Genomic DNA, 15,119 nt, shown 5'->3' with positions numbered 1-15,119 from the left:
TTGGGAGCCTAGCGGGAGCCTCCGACATTCACGGCGTTAGCTTGGCAGCGGGCGATCCCCGCGCACCCGTTCGAAGTCCCACGCAAGACTCAATAGCTTGAGGTCGGAGTATGCCGCTCCAGCGAACGTCACACCAACGGGCATACTCGTCGATCGCATCGTTCCCATCGAGGTCGTCACCGTCGGCACCCCCAGGTGGCGGATCACAAGGTTGCCGTTCGAGTAGTGCGTGCCGTTGCGCCAGGCTAGGTCGGCCGCGGCCGGATCCCGATCAGCGTTCGACGGACCAACATCTGCGTTCGCCGGGAACACCACCGCGTCGAATCCTTCAGTCTCGAGCCAACTCTCAAGCAATTCAGCGCGCAATGCTTCGAGGCGACGGAGCGCTGCACTGAACCCTGGGGTCTCCTCAGCGCGGAGTTCAGGACCGCTGGGATTCAAGGCCGCGGGCAACGCGCGCACGACGTCAAAGATGTCACCGTAGCGGTTCAGATTGTCGGCGACTTCGGGGTAACGATCAGCAAGCGCCCCCGTCGGCAGCGGGAAGATCTCTGAGGGATCAACCTGCGCGAGTCGGTTGAGCCGCGGATCTCCGTTTGCTCGAAGAAAGTCATCCCACGCCGCGGCCACAAGCGTCGTGAACTCGTGCACCATCCACTCGTCAGGCAGCTCACCAAACTCGTCGAGACGTTCGTGCGCGGGGCTCGTTCCCTCATAGATATCAACGAGCGGGAAATCCGTCTCAACCACGACTGCACCGGCTTGCTCAAGTCGGGATCGCGTAACCTCCCAAAGTTCAAGCACGTCGGGGTGCACCTCAAGCGGCACATCTCCGTCTCGTCCCAGAAAACGCCTCGGAACAGCAAGCCGCGTCCCAACAAGGGCACCCGGGGTCGCGAGCTCGCGGTAGTCCTCGGGCCTGTGTTCGCTCGGCAACGGCAACTCAACCGCGGTTTGGGCGCGCCAGAAGTCACCTCGCGTCTCGGCGTCATCTCGCATGAGCACGTTCAAAACTTCAAAAAGGTCGGCAACGGATTTTGTGTGGGGTGCGACAACGTCACGGGTTGGGAAGAGCGGCCAGTTGCCCCGCAACGAAAGGAGGCCCCGCGAGGGAGTGTAGGCAACAATGCCGTTATTGGATGCCGGGCTGCGTCCCGACGATACGGTTTCTTCCCCCATACCAAACTGGCACAGCGAGGCCGCGACAGCGACGGCGGAACCGTTCGACGATCCTGATCCATAAGCCGCGGCCAAGTACTCGCGATTGAACGGGCTCTCGGCACGCCCGTATACGCCGCGCTGCATGCCCCCATCTGCCATGGGGGGCATGTTTGTTTTCCCGATCAGTACGGCACCGGCCTCACGCAGCTTCGCAACAGTGAATGCGTCCCACTGGGCGACGAGATCTTTGAACGCGGGAGATCCTGAAGCGACCGTGAGGTCCTTCACCATGTACGAGTCCTTCACGGTGAACGGCACGCCCTCAAGCGGGCGAGCTGATCCTGACCGCAGCCGCCGATCAGACTCCTCTGCTTCTTCCCGCGCTCTCGGGTTCGGTACAACGATCGCGTTCAGCTCAGGGTGCCGCGCGACACGGGCGAGGTGCTGCTCCAACAGTTCGACCGCGGTAAACGAGCCAGCACGTAGTTGCGAGCGAATCTCGGCTATCGAGGCGGTGGGCGCGACTGACGCGGTGGGCGAAAGCGGTGGGTTGGGAATCAACGTTGTCTCCCTTGCGAGTGAAATGAAAACCTTTGACTGAAAATTCAGTCAGTGCTACTGTAGCGCCAAACAACGTTGTTTCCAAAGGAGCAAAGATGAGCAAGGCAACGCAGCCAGACACGGAAGTGGGATCCGCCACCCAACTGATCGATCAGTTTGGCCGGGTCGAGCAGGCCGGCGTCGATTACGTTCCGACAGCTGAGCGACACTCAACTCCGGGCAATATTTTCCGAGTCTTTGTGGGTGGCAACCTCGCACTCTCGGTCGTGATCTTCGGCTGGCTGCCGATCACCTTCGGGCTCAACTTCTGGCAGGCAATCGCGTCGAGCGCCGTCGGCCTGGTCATTGGGCTCGCGCTGATGATCCCGATGACACTGCTTGGCAGCCGCACGGGAACCAACAACCCCGTATCGAGCGGTGCTCACTTTGGCATGAGAGGCCGCCTGCTCGGTTCGACCCTCACGCTCCTCTTCGCCATCGCCTACGCGGCCATCGCAGTGTGGACCTCGGGTGAGGCGCTCGTCTCCGGGGCCCACCGGCTCTTCGGCACTCCTCAGAACGACACCGCATTCATCATCGGCTATGCCATCATCGCCATCGAGGTCATCTTCATCGCCCTCTACGGGCACGGCACCATCGTTGCCCTGCAGAAATTCATCATCCCCATCGCGGGCGTCCTGCTCATCGTCGGCCTGATCGCGTTCGCCCCGGAGTTCGACGCGACACGATCCTCGGGCGAGTACCTACTGGGAGATTTCTGGCCGACCTGGCTCTTCGCCGTCACCATTTCGATCGGCGGTCCTCTCTCCTACGCCCCCTCCGTTGGCGATTACACCCGCCGTATCAACCCGAAAAAGTTCACCGATCTCCAGGTCGCGGTGGCCGTCTGTGCGGGGATCTTCGCGGGACTGTTTGCGACCGCCGCTTTCGGTGCGTTCACCGCAAGCACGTTCAAGGTGCTCTCGCCCTCGTACGTCGCGGACCTCGTTGCGGGGTCGCCGGGCTGGTTCCTGGTGCCGCTTCTGCTTCTCGCCATCATGGGAGGCTTCGGTCAGGGGGTCATTAACATCTACGCGAGCGGCCTTGATCTCGAATCCATCATTCCGCGGTTGAGCAGAACGCAGACGACCCTCATCACGTCCGGGATCGCGATCGTGGTCATGTACCTCGGTGTGATCGCAACTGATGCGATCTCGTCAATCACTGCGATGACCGTTGTGCTGAACGCGATCGCTGGCCCGTGGGTCGTGATCAACGGGATCGGGTTTTTGGTGGCAAGAAAAGGCAGATACGATCCGGTCGCACTTCAGCGCTTCGGCTTGGGAATGGGCGGCGGCCGATACTGGTTCTTCCACGGTTGGAATTTTAGGGCGATTGTGCCGCTGTTGCTGGGGTCAGCAGTTGGCCTTCTGACGGTTCAGAATGAGCTCTACGAAGCACCTCTCGCGAACATTGCCGGCGGACTCGATATCAGCCTGCCCCTCTCCATGCTGGTCGGTGGCGGTGCGTACTTGCTTGCACTCCGCATTTGGCCCGAGACTGGAATCAATGACGGAGTCTCGGCGCAGGGCGACTAGCCCGCGGCGGAGAGCAAAAAGGAGACTGGCATGGCAGAACTGGACGCGCGCGAGCGGATCCTCACCGCAAGTCGACAGGAGATTGCAGCCAGTGGGGTGCGCGGCCTGCGGGTCCAACAGGTTGCGAAGCGCGCAGGCGTCTCGCTTGGCCTGGTGTACTACCACTTCGAGGATCGCACAGGTCTTCTCAATGCCACCATCGACGCCGTCAACCGAGCGGTTCAGGATCGCGGCCCCGTGTCGGATGCCTCGCTCTCCCCCGCCGAGTCAATCACCACCATGCTCGCCGCGGAGTTTGGCGATGCCGGATCCACCCGCGATGACTCCGTCGTCTGGAATGAGATTCGGGCGATCGCCGTCTTTGAAACCGAGATCCAAGCCGCACTCTCACAAACAACTCGGGAGTGGGAGGGACGTCTCTCTGAACCACTTGAGCACGCCGGAGTGCCGTCGGAAGCCATCGCAGAAACCGCGACCCTTCTTACCGGTCTCGTCGAAGGGCTCTCCAGCCGCTGGCTCTCCGGCCAGCTCGATACCGCCACTGCACAAAAACTCATGCGCCGCGGAGTCTCTGCGATCCTCGCCGCAACGATCACATAGCACCACTCACACACCAGAAAACGAGGAATAGTCGTGACCACAAACGAAACCCAGTGGCGGATGCCGAGCGAGACCGACGAGCAGGAGCGCGTCTTCATGGCGTTCCCTCCGCGCGGGGAATCCTTCGGTTCAACCGAGGAGGAGACCGCCGTCGCACGAACGGCGTGGACCGACGTCGCACACGCGACCGCTGACTTCGTTCCAGTCACCATGGTTGTGGATCCTGCTGATCGCGAAGACGCGCAGCGGAGACTCTCTTCGAACATCGAACTGGTGGAAGCCCCGCTTGACGATGCCTGGATGCGCGACATCGGGCCAACCTTCGTCGTCAACGACAACGGACAGCTCGGCGCAGTTGATTGGGAGTTCAACGGCTGGGGCCAACAGGAGTGGGCCTCCTGGGAAAAGGATCGCAGCATCGGCCGGTTTGTTGCTGAACTGGCGGGCGCCGAGATCGTGAATTCAGCGCTCGTGAATGAAGGCGGCGGGATCCACGTCGACGGGCGGGGCACCGTGCTGCTCACCGACACCGTGCAACTCGACCGTTTCCGCAACCCTGATTGGTCGCGAAATGCGATTGAAGACGAATTCCGCCGCACGCTCGGCATCGAACGCGCAATCTGGTTCCCTCGAGGCCTCTACCGAGACTCACAACGCTTCGGCACTCGTGGGCACATTGATATTGTCGCGACCCTGCCCGATGAGCACACACTCCTCGTCCACAGGCAGCACAATCCTGCCCACCCTGATTTCCACCTCGGCCCGGTGTACGACGACCTCATCGAAGACACGACCGCGATCGACGGCAGCCCCTGGAACGTCATCAGCCTTCCCGCGCCCAAGCGAGTGCGGGATGAAGACGGCTGGACCGACTACAGCTACGTCAACCACCTCGTCACCAACGGTGCCGTGATTGCCTGCACCTTCGACGACCCGAACGATGAGATCGCCCTGGCCGGTCTCGCTGAGGCTTACCCGGGCCGCGAGATCGTTGGCGTCGACGCGCGCGACATCTTTCGCTACGGAGGTGGCATTCACTGCATCACGCAGCACCAGCCTCGCGTCTGAGCGCCGTCGGCACCCGAGTTGGGCCAGGTGGCCCAAGGTCGAGGACCCTAGTGGCCTGATTCACGGCTCGACCGTGTAGGCGAGGCGTTTCTCTTCGCCGTTTGCCGCCATCACGATCTCATAGCGACCAGCGCGCGCCGTAACGAGCACCTGCTCCTTACGCACCTCGCTGGGCCCGTCGATGACCGCCCCATCGCGCAGCAGCGTCACAAAACAAGCCTTCTCGCCGGTGTTCTTGGTCGCAAGCTCGACGCCCGCTCCCGAATCTCGATCCCGAACATCTAACTCGCACTGCCCACTGCCGGTGTCGATGGCGAGCCCCTGAGACTCGCTCGAGTTGATGGCGGCAAGCACCCCGAGCACCCCTCCGGTACCAACGAGCAAGGTAATAACGGCCGCCGTGATCCACGTGGCTGCGCCAGCCCCGAGAAGCGCGGCTGCGGCTGCGGAACGACTCAGGTTCACCGACAGTGCAGAAACGCCGAGCCCCGCCGGGAGAATGCCCATTGCAGCGGTTTTCGAGAAGCGCTGCACCAGGTGATCCAGCTGCTCTCGTGTCTCCTGGCATCGCTCACAGCCCTGCACGTGCGCCTCAAGCTGGTTCTGGCGGCGGCCAGACAGCGAAGCGAACGATGACTGCGCAAGTGACTTGCTGTAATCGCGGCATGCCCCGCGGGCCGAAACGATAGACAGCTGCTCCAGATACTTCTTTCGCAACCCCTCGCGAGCTCTCTGGTAGAGCACACTCACCGCGGGTGCAGAGACGTTTTCCACTCGAGCAATGTCTTGCACGGAAGATTCCTGCACTGTGCGAAGCCACAGCACCTTCTGCCAGCGCTCAGGAAGCTGCTGAAACGCCGCCATAATCTCGGCGTCGCCCTCTTCAAGCTCCCGGTCAGCAGCGGGCGCCGTCTCAATCTCAAGGTCATCGATTTCATCGACGGTGTTGTACTTTGCGCGATCGCGCCGCCAGTCGGTCGAGACCGATCGCAGCGCCGCAAAGGTGTACGGCAGAAAGTTGTCTTTGGGTCCTTTGCCGCGGCTGATCGTTTCGAAGACCTTTGTGAAGGTTTCCGAGGTAACTTCTTCAACAGCGCCCGGCGGAACAAAACGATGGGAGAGGCGCATCACACTCTCGCGGTGCCGCACATACAGTGTCGCAGCCGCGCTGGTGTCGCCATTTCTATAGCTCTCAATGAGCTCGGCGTCGGTCACCTCACCGGCGCCGCCCGGGTCCTCTCCCTGAACCATCTGTCATGCCCCCCGCATCACTTCTTATTATCGACTCATTCCGAGGAGTCGATGAGATTTTACACACGCGAAAACCTTCGGGCGGGTAGTAACCATACCCGCCCGAAGGCTCATGTTGTTATCGCTTCTGTCTACGGCCCACCAGTCTTGCAAGCAGCAAGCCTCCACCCAGGAGCAGCGCGAGCAAGCTCCACAGCCACAGCGAGCTAACGCTGCCACCGGTTACGGCGAGGTCCGAGGGCTTCACCGGGCTGAGATAATCCACGATCTCTTGCGGTTCAACCGTGATCTCGTAGCTCACCGCCGCGGTCTGATCGAGGTTGTCTCGCACCGTTACGTCGAAGCGAGTGGTTCCGCTATAGCCGCTGTTTGGTGTGTAGACCACAAGCCCGGTCTTGTTGAGGCTCGTTTTGCCAGAACCAGGAGCACCGACGGCGGCCGCGGTAAGCGACTGCAGTTTGGTTCCCTTCGCTTCGCTGAGCGGATCAACAATCACTCGCTCGGTGCCATAAGCAACCTTCAGCTTCACGACCTTGCCACGCGGCGGCTCCTGAATCTGCACGGTGTACTTCACGGTCACGCTCTGGCCGACGTTGTCGACATAACGAACCTCCCAGGTGTACTTGCCCGGCTTGAGATCGGCTCCGTCAAAGAGGCTTCCGCCGCTCTGCATCGTCACCGAATCTTTCGCGGCGCCACCGAGCTCGCGCGATTCGATGGTGCCCGTGGTGCTCACCGCATCAGCAAAGGTGGTCTTTCCGTTGAGCGGGATGATCCTGAACACCTCAGCATCTGTCTGCACCGGAGCAGCCTGCACCGTAACAGTGAAGGTCACTGTCGTCTCGTTGCCGAGGTTGTCGGTGTAGACCACGTCGAAGGTGTAGACGCCAGGTTCTGCATCGTTGGAGTGGAAGGTTACGCTCCCGGTTGCGACATCGGTCTCAACCGTGGCCCCGTTGATCGACTTCGAGCTTGCGATCGCCTTCGGTGTCACAGAGGCCAGGCTGCCCTCGGTCAAGATCTCACTCGGAACGAACTTAGCGTCCTGGTGGACACCGATGGTGCGGTTCGTCTCAATGTTGATGATCGCCTTCGGCTGCACGTGAACCTTGTAGGTCACCGTTGCGACCTGACCGAGATCGTCGGTGTAGCTCACCTTGAACGAGTAGTCGCCGGTCGGCTTCGACTCGTCGTGCACAAAGCTCGCGCGTCCGGTGAGAGGATCAACCGTCACGTTTCCGCCGGCCGCAGCATCTGCGGTGTCCGAGGTCACGCTGGTGATTGTGCCCGTGGTCGTCACGGTCGGCTCGCCGAAGTTCGCCGTCTGACCGACCCCGATGGTCATACTGTCGGAGTCAACGAGCACCTTCGGACCGGCCTGCACCATGACGGTGTAGGTGGCGGTGGTCGACTGCCCCAGGTTGTCGGTGTAGGTGAGCTGGAAGCTCTGCAGCCCATCAGCGGTGGGCGTGAAGCTCACCCGCTGGTCGCTCGCAACCGACACGGAGCCCGAAGTAACCAGCGAGCTGGTGATCCCCGATGCCGCAACAACGCCCGGGTTCAGGAGCTCGGGATCAAACGAAGCGGTGTCACCCAGCTTGATGGTCGGCAACGAGGTCGCTGCCTGTGCAACCGGAGCACGCTGCACAGTGAGTGTCGCGTTCGCTGAGGCAGCACCACCGTGGCTATCTGTGATCGAGTACTGAATCGACACAGGGTACTCGGTCTCGGTCGCACCCCACACGTGGGTGGGGGTAACCGAGAGACCAGCTGATGTGTAGCTCGCCGTGGCGTCCCCTGTCACAACCGGGTCGGTGGTTGACCAGGTGATGCCGTCGCCAGCGTCATTCAGACGAGGATCAAGCACCACTGGCTTGTCAGCGATCGTTCCGAAGGCATCATCCACTGCGACGGGTGCCGCGTACACGGTAACCGTCACGTTTGCGGTCGAAACCGTACCGCGCACGTTGGTGTAGGAGTAGGTGAAGGTGTCTTCGTAGGAGCTTTGACCGGCCGCGGAAGCTGGCCAGGTCGCTGCTGCTGTGTATGCAATCGTCGAGTACACCGAGGGAGAGACAGGAGCACCCACCGTGGCGGTTCCGAAGCTCGGAGCCGTTGCTACGGCAATTGTGTTCTGCTCAGAGATCACACTTCCCAGTGCGTGCGGCAGTGAGATTTGATCGTTTGCTGTGACGTCAACGCTCACGTTCTGGCCGACAGAAACGCTTGCACTGTCGTCTTCCAGGTTGGCGGCGGGCACATCCTCTTGGTAGAGCAGATCCACCACCGCGTCTTCACCGATAACAGGGGTGACATTCTGGTTGAGCAGGGGCACCCAGCCGTCAGCCTCAGAATCAATCAGCGTAACTGTGTAGTCGTCAGCCGAAATCTCGCTGAAACTGTAGCTGCCGTCAGCTGCGATGTCTGACGTCGCAACGAGTCCAGCATCGTTCAGCAGTTCAACACGATCAGCGCCCGCGGGCCACTTTCCATCCGCCGCCGAAATCGCGCCGTCGAAGTCGAGGTCGCGCCACACGTTTCCACGTATGCCAGAGGCTGACGAGAGCAACGGACGTCGAGCGATATCGGAGGAGATGATCTGAAGGCCAGCATCACCGATCGCACGCACTGCAAGGCTGTTGTTAATGGTCGCATCGGAGGTCAGGTTTGGCATCTCTACTCGTACAGTTGCCGTACCCATGTCTGCGGGGGCCACAGGACCATCCGAGGTAAAGCGCAGAGCAGTCACGCCGTTGGGCACCGAAGCACCGAGCGCGTGCCACTGCACACCTGTCGCGCCGGATTCGTTGCCGGCTGTGTGCACTGCAGTCTCAACGCCTGCTGCCGCATCGGTCGTGTACTCAACATGCACGCTTCCGATGGATCCCGAAGCCATGCTCGCTGACACCTCGGTCACCTTGATCGGACCCAACAGGCCCTGGGTGCCACGCTGGTCACCGTTAAAGGGCAACACGTCAACGATGGAGACGGGGTCGTAGCTCTGCACCGAAGAGTTTGACCAGCTCAGCACGTACGGGAACTTTTCGTGCGGCCCCGCGTAGCCAGCAACCTTGGTTGCCGCCGATTTGCGAACCTTGAAGGTCGACGCACCCGACACTGTCAGGGCGACCTTCTTCGTACGATCCTGATCGAGGCTGGCCGGATTTGCCGACACAATCGTTTCGTTGTTTGCGATGCTTGAGTCGTTGTCGGACTCACTTACGATTGTCGTCACTGCAGTCTGCGGGGCGGAGTGTCCGATTCCCACAGTCACCGGAATCAACCAGTCCTCGAGCGCCGTCGCGTGTCCCTGGTAAGGAGCGGGACCGGCTTCACCGGCCGGCGCCGGCACATCACCAAGCTTGAACACGATCTTGGCGGGGGTGCCGCTCATGCAGTCGCTACCGGGGATCGCCGGAGTCAGTTCAGCGCCCTCCGGCAAGGCAGCTTCCACCGGCTGCAGGCAGGCGTTCGGGAACGTGACGGTGTAGCGGACGTTCTTTGCGGTTGCGTCGGCTCCGGTGACAGGACCAATGATGGTCGGGGTGACCTTCAGGTACGCGAGGTCACCGCGCTCGGCGGTGCCCGCCGCGTAAGAAGCGTCCTCGACCTTCTGCCACGAGGCTTCCGCGCGCACGAGCGGACCGCTCGCCTGAACCATGCCACCGAGCCAGGAGCTTACGCCCATCCAGCTCGCGTAGTTCGACTTCACAAGCGGAGCGTTGTCGGCCCCGACCTGCCAGTTCCAAAGCAGCGGAGTTCCCGACGGAAGTGACGCGCTCGCCTCGGCACGCTGCAGTGGCGTGACGACGCCGATCGCATTGTTCGGGTCGAGCGGCTTGAGGTACTTGATGCGGTAACTCGACACGGAGGAGATTCCTCCGGGCAGCGTCGACGGATCCTGCACCCAGTTGATTGCCGGGTCGTTGAACGACTCGCGTGACTGGCGATCCGACAGATCCGCAAATGCGAAGTCCGTGTATTCGATGGTGTAATCGCTCGACGGGACCGCGGTGGAGACCGCGACATCGTTTTTGTTGGCGAACGTCCAAATGTTTGCCCAGGCCCGAGTCTTCACTGTGGGAGGTGCCACGAGCTGCTGCTCTTTCGGATTCCAGGTCAGGCTTGCATAGGGACTCTGCAGCTGATCAGTAGAGGTCCCGTCGTTGTAGACACTCGTGAGAGCCTCGTAGCGCTGGCCCACGACAACGGACTCGCCACCGTCAATCGAGGATCTCGGGTCACCATAGATCAGACCGTTGTCGGCTGCTAACGAGATCGCATTGCTGAAGCCCGTTCCGATTTGTACAGGCTTGAGTACCTCAAAGTTCACCACAACGCAGTTCAGGCCCGAGTCATCGCAGGTAGCGCCGGGCTGCTGCCCTGGAGCGTACCCCGAACCAAAGTTCGACTGGCCAGAGAGCGACTGCGGGTCAAAATTGACCGTCTGGAAGGTCAGCGGCTTGGGCACCTCAGGATCAAGGTCAGGCCCGTAGGGAATGAAGACCTTCACGCGCAACGCGGCGATGAGGCTCGCTTTTGAGTAGTCTCCCCCACCCATCGGCCCGATGTACTGGCTGAGCTGTGGGTTGAGGAAGCTGGTGTTCGCACCGGTGACCGTGTACGTGATGGGGGTGCCGGGACCACCAGGCTGCGAAGCGGCAACCGAACCGCCACCCACATACATTCCGCTCGAGTACGGAACCGCACCCGCCGGCACATCGATCGTGACTGAGAATGGATTGCTCAGTGACTCATACCCGAAGAAGTTCGGGTTGGCAGGATCAATCTTGGCGCCGAGCAGCGCATCGACGGCCACGGTCATGCCCTTTGTTCCACCAACCATGACGTTCTGCTCGTGGCTGACACCAGACATTCCAATCTCAGTCTTCGGAGCGGCCGAGACCACGAGTGAGTCGGAAGAAACGGCATTGAGACCGTCGGCGTCAGCCGAAACGCTCAACGCGGTGCCGTTGGCGAGCGCGCCAACAACAGCAGAGAACGGAAGCTGGGTGACATCACCGGCAGTGACCTCACGCTGACAGGTAAGCACTGTCTTGTCTGCGCTCAGAGTGCCTCCGGCTGCCCCGTTACAAACGCTTGAGTCGGTCGATCCTGCTGTCCACGTCATGCCCGCGGGCAGGGTGAGAACAAAGTCAACAACTCCGTCTTGAGCAGCGGAGTAGTTGAGCCCCCAAAACACCGTGTCTTGCGTGCGAACGATTCCGTTGTGATCGCCAGCATCACCGCCGGGGCTATTATCAGCGGTGAACGGACTCTGACCGTCTGCGACGAGCTTCCAGCTCATGCTTGACAGCGTGCCACCTGCGGCGAGCGCCGGCACCGTGCCAGAACCAACCGCTGCGACCAAAGCAAGAAGTAGCGCCAGTGCAACGGCAACCACCCGATACATCGGGCTCGTCAAAGACGAACCCTCCACCGCCAACGCGGCGTTGTTTCTATGTTGACTTAAACGACTCAATCTCTTCAACCCATTCCTTGGAGATCCCAAAACACAATTGCCCAACCCAGTATTTTTGAGATGCACGCGCACACACGCGAACACCACAAAATCAACGTTTTGCAACGTTGCTACACAATGGATAACTCCATCGGCGACGGAATCTAACGCGAAGTCAGAACTTTTTCGTGACTCTCGTTCGATCGCAGGCACACAACTGCAACGATCTCCGGCATGGATCGTTGAAACGTCTCCCCAGACGTACCTGAGTTTTATTTTATCTGGATATTGGCCTCTTTCCCTGCCGTTGTGGTGTTTCCCAGGGGTCTTCGGGTGTCTCTTCAGCGGGTCGATTGGCGATCTGGGCGTAAATCCCATAAGCTTTTCCGCGGTGACGTGTCCGAGCGGCCGAAGGTGCGACTCTCGAAAAGTCGTGTAGGGTAACCCCCTACCGTGGGTTCAAATCCCACCGTCACCGCCACAGAAAACCCCCGCAGATCCCTTTCACAGATTGGGATCGCGGGGGTTTCTTATTTTCCCTGCGGCAGCGATTGCGAGTTACCGGCCATTCATAGCGGATGGGGTCGAGTGAATTTTTCTTGCTGGCTTGCTGCTTGCCGCGACCCAAGGCAAGGTTGCGAACCACTGGCCAGGTTGCCGACGAGTGCGTTTCCTTGCCACTTGCGAAGATCCTTGCCACTATTGCAGCACGGCGTCAGCAGCGGGAGGAAGGGCCTGGACCGTCCGAGAAACGGGCTAGATCGGGGGCTCTCTCTACTACGTATGGCCAGTAGCCCGCGTTGGCCCACACTCCAACAAAGAGGAAACACCCGCTGCAGTTCGGCGTTGAGCTGGCTCGACTTCCCTCGTCATAACATTGCCAAGATAGGGTGCGCCTCTGGCCTTCACGTGGCCGCAGTGAGTGCGCGCGAGATCTCGTCAGATCCGTGCTGCACCTCAGACACCAAGCTCTCATCGCCGGCGCGCTCAGGGTCGAGCCATTCCCGGTAGATGTCCTGTGGCAAAACGAGTGGCATGCGCGGGTGATATTCGGCTGCCTCCCCTACCGAATCTCGGGTGACCATCGAGTAGGTGACAAGCTCACTGCCGTCGTCACGCTTGACGGTGCTCGTGACTGCTGCAACCCCGAAAGGCGCATGATCGGGCAGATGAAACTTTCCGCCCTTCTCGACGTACCAGTCTGCCGGCAAGATCGCCCGGTGCTGGAATGCCCCCTTCCAGGGACCGAGCAGCTTGTCATCGCGCGAGTTGAATGATGAGAATTTGTTGGGGCCGACCCCGCTGAACCAGAGCCACCACCAAGCCATCAGCAGCTCACGCTTCCCCGACTCGTTCGCACGAATAATCGGGTTCAGGTTGAGCGCATTCTTGCCGGTGATCTTCGCGTTCCCGCTCTGCTGCTCCATCCATTCCGACAGCAGTGCTTGCGAATCTCGATCATCCATCGGTTCCAACCCATCAGGCAGCTCGATCCTCTTGCCGCTGCCACTCAACCCATATGACGCACACATGGAAGCACGGTACGTCGCGCAAGCCAAGCTCGCTAGGGGCTTGCGGGCTCCTGAAACGGCCTGTTCGCAGGTGGTTCTTTAGCGTGGGAGTGGGCTGGTGCAGGACGGATCACAGCACCGCACATCTGGATCGCCTTCGTGCTCGAACTCGTAGTGAAAGCAGACCCAATGCATGTGCTCGAATAGCTCGTAGTCCTTGCGCCCGGCGACGACATCTTTGCCGCATCGAACGCACAGATAATTTCTTTGCGTCTGGGTCACGCCGCTCACTCCTCACAAAACACGAAGTTTGCTTCGTGGGCGATCCAAACGCGAGCAGTAACCATGAAGCCAGGGTAGTCGGTGCGGCGCAGTCCTGACTGAACGTTGCAGTCCCTTTCTCCCCTACGATTAGGATCATGCCTAACACTCCCCTCAGCGCTGAGGCTTCCTCCGCCCACGCACCTTACGCAGAGGCGCTCGTGCGTCACGCCGAACGCCAGCCCATCTCACTTCTGATCCCCGGTCATCAGTCCGATGGAGAAGGATCCGCCGCAGGGCTGCAAGATCTTCTGGGATCGCAAGCCCTCGGGCTCGACGTCACCGGCCTTCTCAGCGGCATCGACCTCGGCGCAAATTCACCCCGCGTTCAAGCCGAAAAGCTTGCCGCCGAGGCGTGGGGCGCTCGCCGAACCTGGTTCATGACGAACGGATCTTCCCAGGGCAACAAAACGGCCGCCCTGGCAATCGGCCAGCTGGGTCGCGACATCGTGCTGCAGCGCAGTGCCCACTCGAGCATCATCGACGGGGTCATCGCGGCCGGGCTCCGGTCCAGCTTCGTCATTCCCAGCATCGACCTGCAGAACGGGATCGCGCACTGCGTCACCGCGGAGAGCGTTCAGCAGGCGATCACTGCGCATCCCGGCCCGGTCACGGCGGTCTACGTCGTCAGCCCCAGCTACTTTGGTGCGGTCGCCGATATCCCCGCGATTGCCGACGTCGTGCACGCGGCGGGAGCCGCCCTGATCGTGGACTGCGCCTGGGGTGCGCATTTCGGGTTTCACCCCGAGCTGCCGGCCTCACCCGTGCAGCAGGGCGCTGACATCGTGATCATGAGCACCCACAAGATGGCGGCCTCGCTCCACCAGAGCGCCGTGATCCACCTCGGCAACACCGCGCTCGCTGACGAGCTTGAGCCGCTGCTTGATCGCGCCTACCGCATGACGGCCTCAACGAGCGAAAGCTCACTCCTACTCGCATCTATTGACGTGGCTCGCAAAGAACTCCAGCACGGAGCAGAGCGGATCGAAACATCGCTCGCCCTCGTCGCCGAGTTCAGAGATCAGGTGCGCGCAGATAACCTTTGCACCCTCATCGACGAGACCTTCGCCGACTACCCCGACATCGTCGCGTTTGATCCACTGCGCATTCCGCTCGACATCACGGCGACCGGCATGACCGGTCACGACCTTCGCATCCGGCTTGCCGCAGAAGAGGGCATCTGGGTTGAGATGTCGACGCAGACGACCATCGTGCCCCTCGTTGGCGCGGGCAAGCGCCCTCAGCTGGACCAGCTGCTCGGCGCCATCGCTCGGATTGCAGTTTCAAGGGAAGGAGCTGCTGCGGAAGCCGACGCTCCAGCTGCGTGGGATGCCGCGCTCTCGCTGCCCGAGCCGGGGGTCGCTCGCCTGCTGCCTCGGGAAGCGTTCTTTGCGAAGTCTGAGCTGGTGCCGGCAAGCGTCGCGGTTGGCAGGATCAGCGCCGACTCTCTCGCGGCCTACCCACCGGGCATCCCAAATCTTTTGCCGGGCGAAGAGGTCACAGCAGAGACGGTCGCGTTTTTGCAGGCGGTTGCGCAGACCTCAACCGGTTACGTGCGTGGCGCGGCCGATCCGCAGGTCTCGCAGATTCGGGTCGTTGTCGAGTAGC

At 61.1% G+C, this 15,119-nt stretch carries 8 protein-coding genes and 1 tRNA gene; 5 read left to right on the top strand and 4 right to left on the bottom strand.

Features of this window, described 5'->3' with window-relative positions; translation table 11 throughout:
- Positions 1 to 36 precede the first annotated feature (36 nt).
- Positions 37 to 1,722, bottom strand: a complete 1,686-nt coding sequence (locus G7068_RS13200) for an amidase (RefSeq protein WP_244304503.1) — start codon at positions 1,720 to 1,722, stop codon at positions 37 to 39.
- Between the two features lie 95 nt (positions 1,723 to 1,817).
- Between G7068_RS13200 and G7068_RS13195 the strand changes: the two genes are divergently transcribed.
- From G7068_RS13195 to G7068_RS13185, 3 genes are read left to right on the top strand one after another with little or no spacing between them, the layout of a single operon-like run.
- Positions 1,818 to 3,299 (top strand): purine-cytosine permease family protein, encoded by a 1,482-nt coding sequence (locus G7068_RS13195; protein ID WP_166292384.1) that lies wholly within the window; start codon positions 1,818 to 1,820, stop codon positions 3,297 to 3,299.
- A 30-nt stretch (positions 3,300 to 3,329) separates the two neighbouring features.
- Entirely contained in the window at positions 3,330 to 3,899 is a 570-nt protein-coding gene (locus G7068_RS13190; RefSeq protein WP_166292383.1) for a TetR/AcrR family transcriptional regulator, read from the top strand.
- A gap of 33 nt (positions 3,900 to 3,932) precedes the next feature.
- Positions 3,933 to 4,967, top strand: a complete 1,035-nt coding sequence (locus tag G7068_RS13185) for an agmatine deiminase family protein (RefSeq protein ID WP_341873748.1) — start codon at positions 3,933 to 3,935, stop codon at positions 4,965 to 4,967.
- Positions 4,968 to 5,027: 60 nt separating this feature from the next.
- Here the strand turns inward: G7068_RS13185 and G7068_RS13180 are convergent, their stop codons facing one another.
- The gene (locus G7068_RS13180) at positions 5,028 to 6,218 is read right to left on the bottom strand and encodes an RNA polymerase sigma factor (protein WP_166292382.1); all 1,191 of its coding nucleotides are present in this window, start codon (positions 6,216 to 6,218) and stop codon (positions 5,028 to 5,030) included.
- Between the two features lie 118 nt (positions 6,219 to 6,336).
- Positions 6,337 to 11,643 carry an Ig-like domain-containing protein gene (locus tag G7068_RS13175; protein WP_166292381.1) on the bottom strand — a complete coding sequence of 1,769 codons (5,307 nt, stop codon included), beginning with the start codon at positions 11,641 to 11,643 and terminating at the stop codon, positions 6,337 to 6,339.
- Positions 11,644 to 12,069: 426 nt separating this feature from the next.
- Here G7068_RS13175 and G7068_RS13170 point away from each other — a divergent pair.
- Positions 12,070 to 12,160 (top strand) — tRNA-Ser (locus G7068_RS13170).
- Positions 12,161 to 12,584: 424 nt separating this feature from the next.
- On the opposite strand, the gene G7068_RS13165 is transcribed toward G7068_RS13170, so the two are convergent.
- Positions 12,585 to 13,211, bottom strand: a complete 627-nt coding sequence (locus G7068_RS13165; protein ID WP_166292380.1) for an SOS response-associated peptidase family protein — start codon at positions 13,209 to 13,211, stop codon at positions 12,585 to 12,587.
- Between the two features lie 398 nt (positions 13,212 to 13,609).
- On the opposite strand from G7068_RS13165, the gene G7068_RS13160 reads away from it, so the two are divergent.
- Entirely contained in the window at positions 13,610 to 15,118 is a 1,509-nt protein-coding gene (locus G7068_RS13160) for an aminotransferase class I/II-fold pyridoxal phosphate-dependent enzyme (RefSeq protein ID WP_166292379.1), read from the top strand.
- Position 15,119 lies beyond the last annotated feature (1 nt).

Source organism: Leucobacter viscericola, from assembly GCF_011299575.1.
In the GTDB taxonomy this organism is placed as follows: Bacteria; Actinomycetota; Actinomycetes; order Actinomycetales; family Microbacteriaceae; genus Leucobacter; species Leucobacter viscericola.
The sequence above is the reverse complement of the archived record's forward strand: the minus strand, read 5'-3'. Positions and strand labels throughout refer to the sequence as shown.

Excerpts from the sequence above, each read along its gene's own strand:
- G7068_RS13190 (WP_166292383.1), top strand. The coding sequence starts at position 3,330 with ATGGCAGAACTGGACGCGCGCGAGCGGATCCTCACCGCAAGTCGACAG.
- G7068_RS13195 (WP_166292384.1), top strand. The coding sequence starts at position 1,818 with ATGAGCAAGGCAACGCAGCCAGACACGGAAGTGGGATCCGCCACCCAA.
- G7068_RS13160 (WP_166292379.1), top strand. The coding sequence starts at position 13,610 with ATGCCTAACACTCCCCTCAGCGCTGAGGCTTCCTCCGCCCACGCACCT.
- G7068_RS13180 (WP_166292382.1), bottom strand. The coding sequence starts at position 6,218 with ATGGTTCAGGGAGAGGACCCGGGCGGCGCCGGTGAGGTGACCGACGCC.
- G7068_RS13165 (WP_166292380.1), bottom strand. The coding sequence starts at position 13,211 with ATGTGTGCGTCATATGGGTTGAGTGGCAGCGGCAAGAGGATCGAGCTG.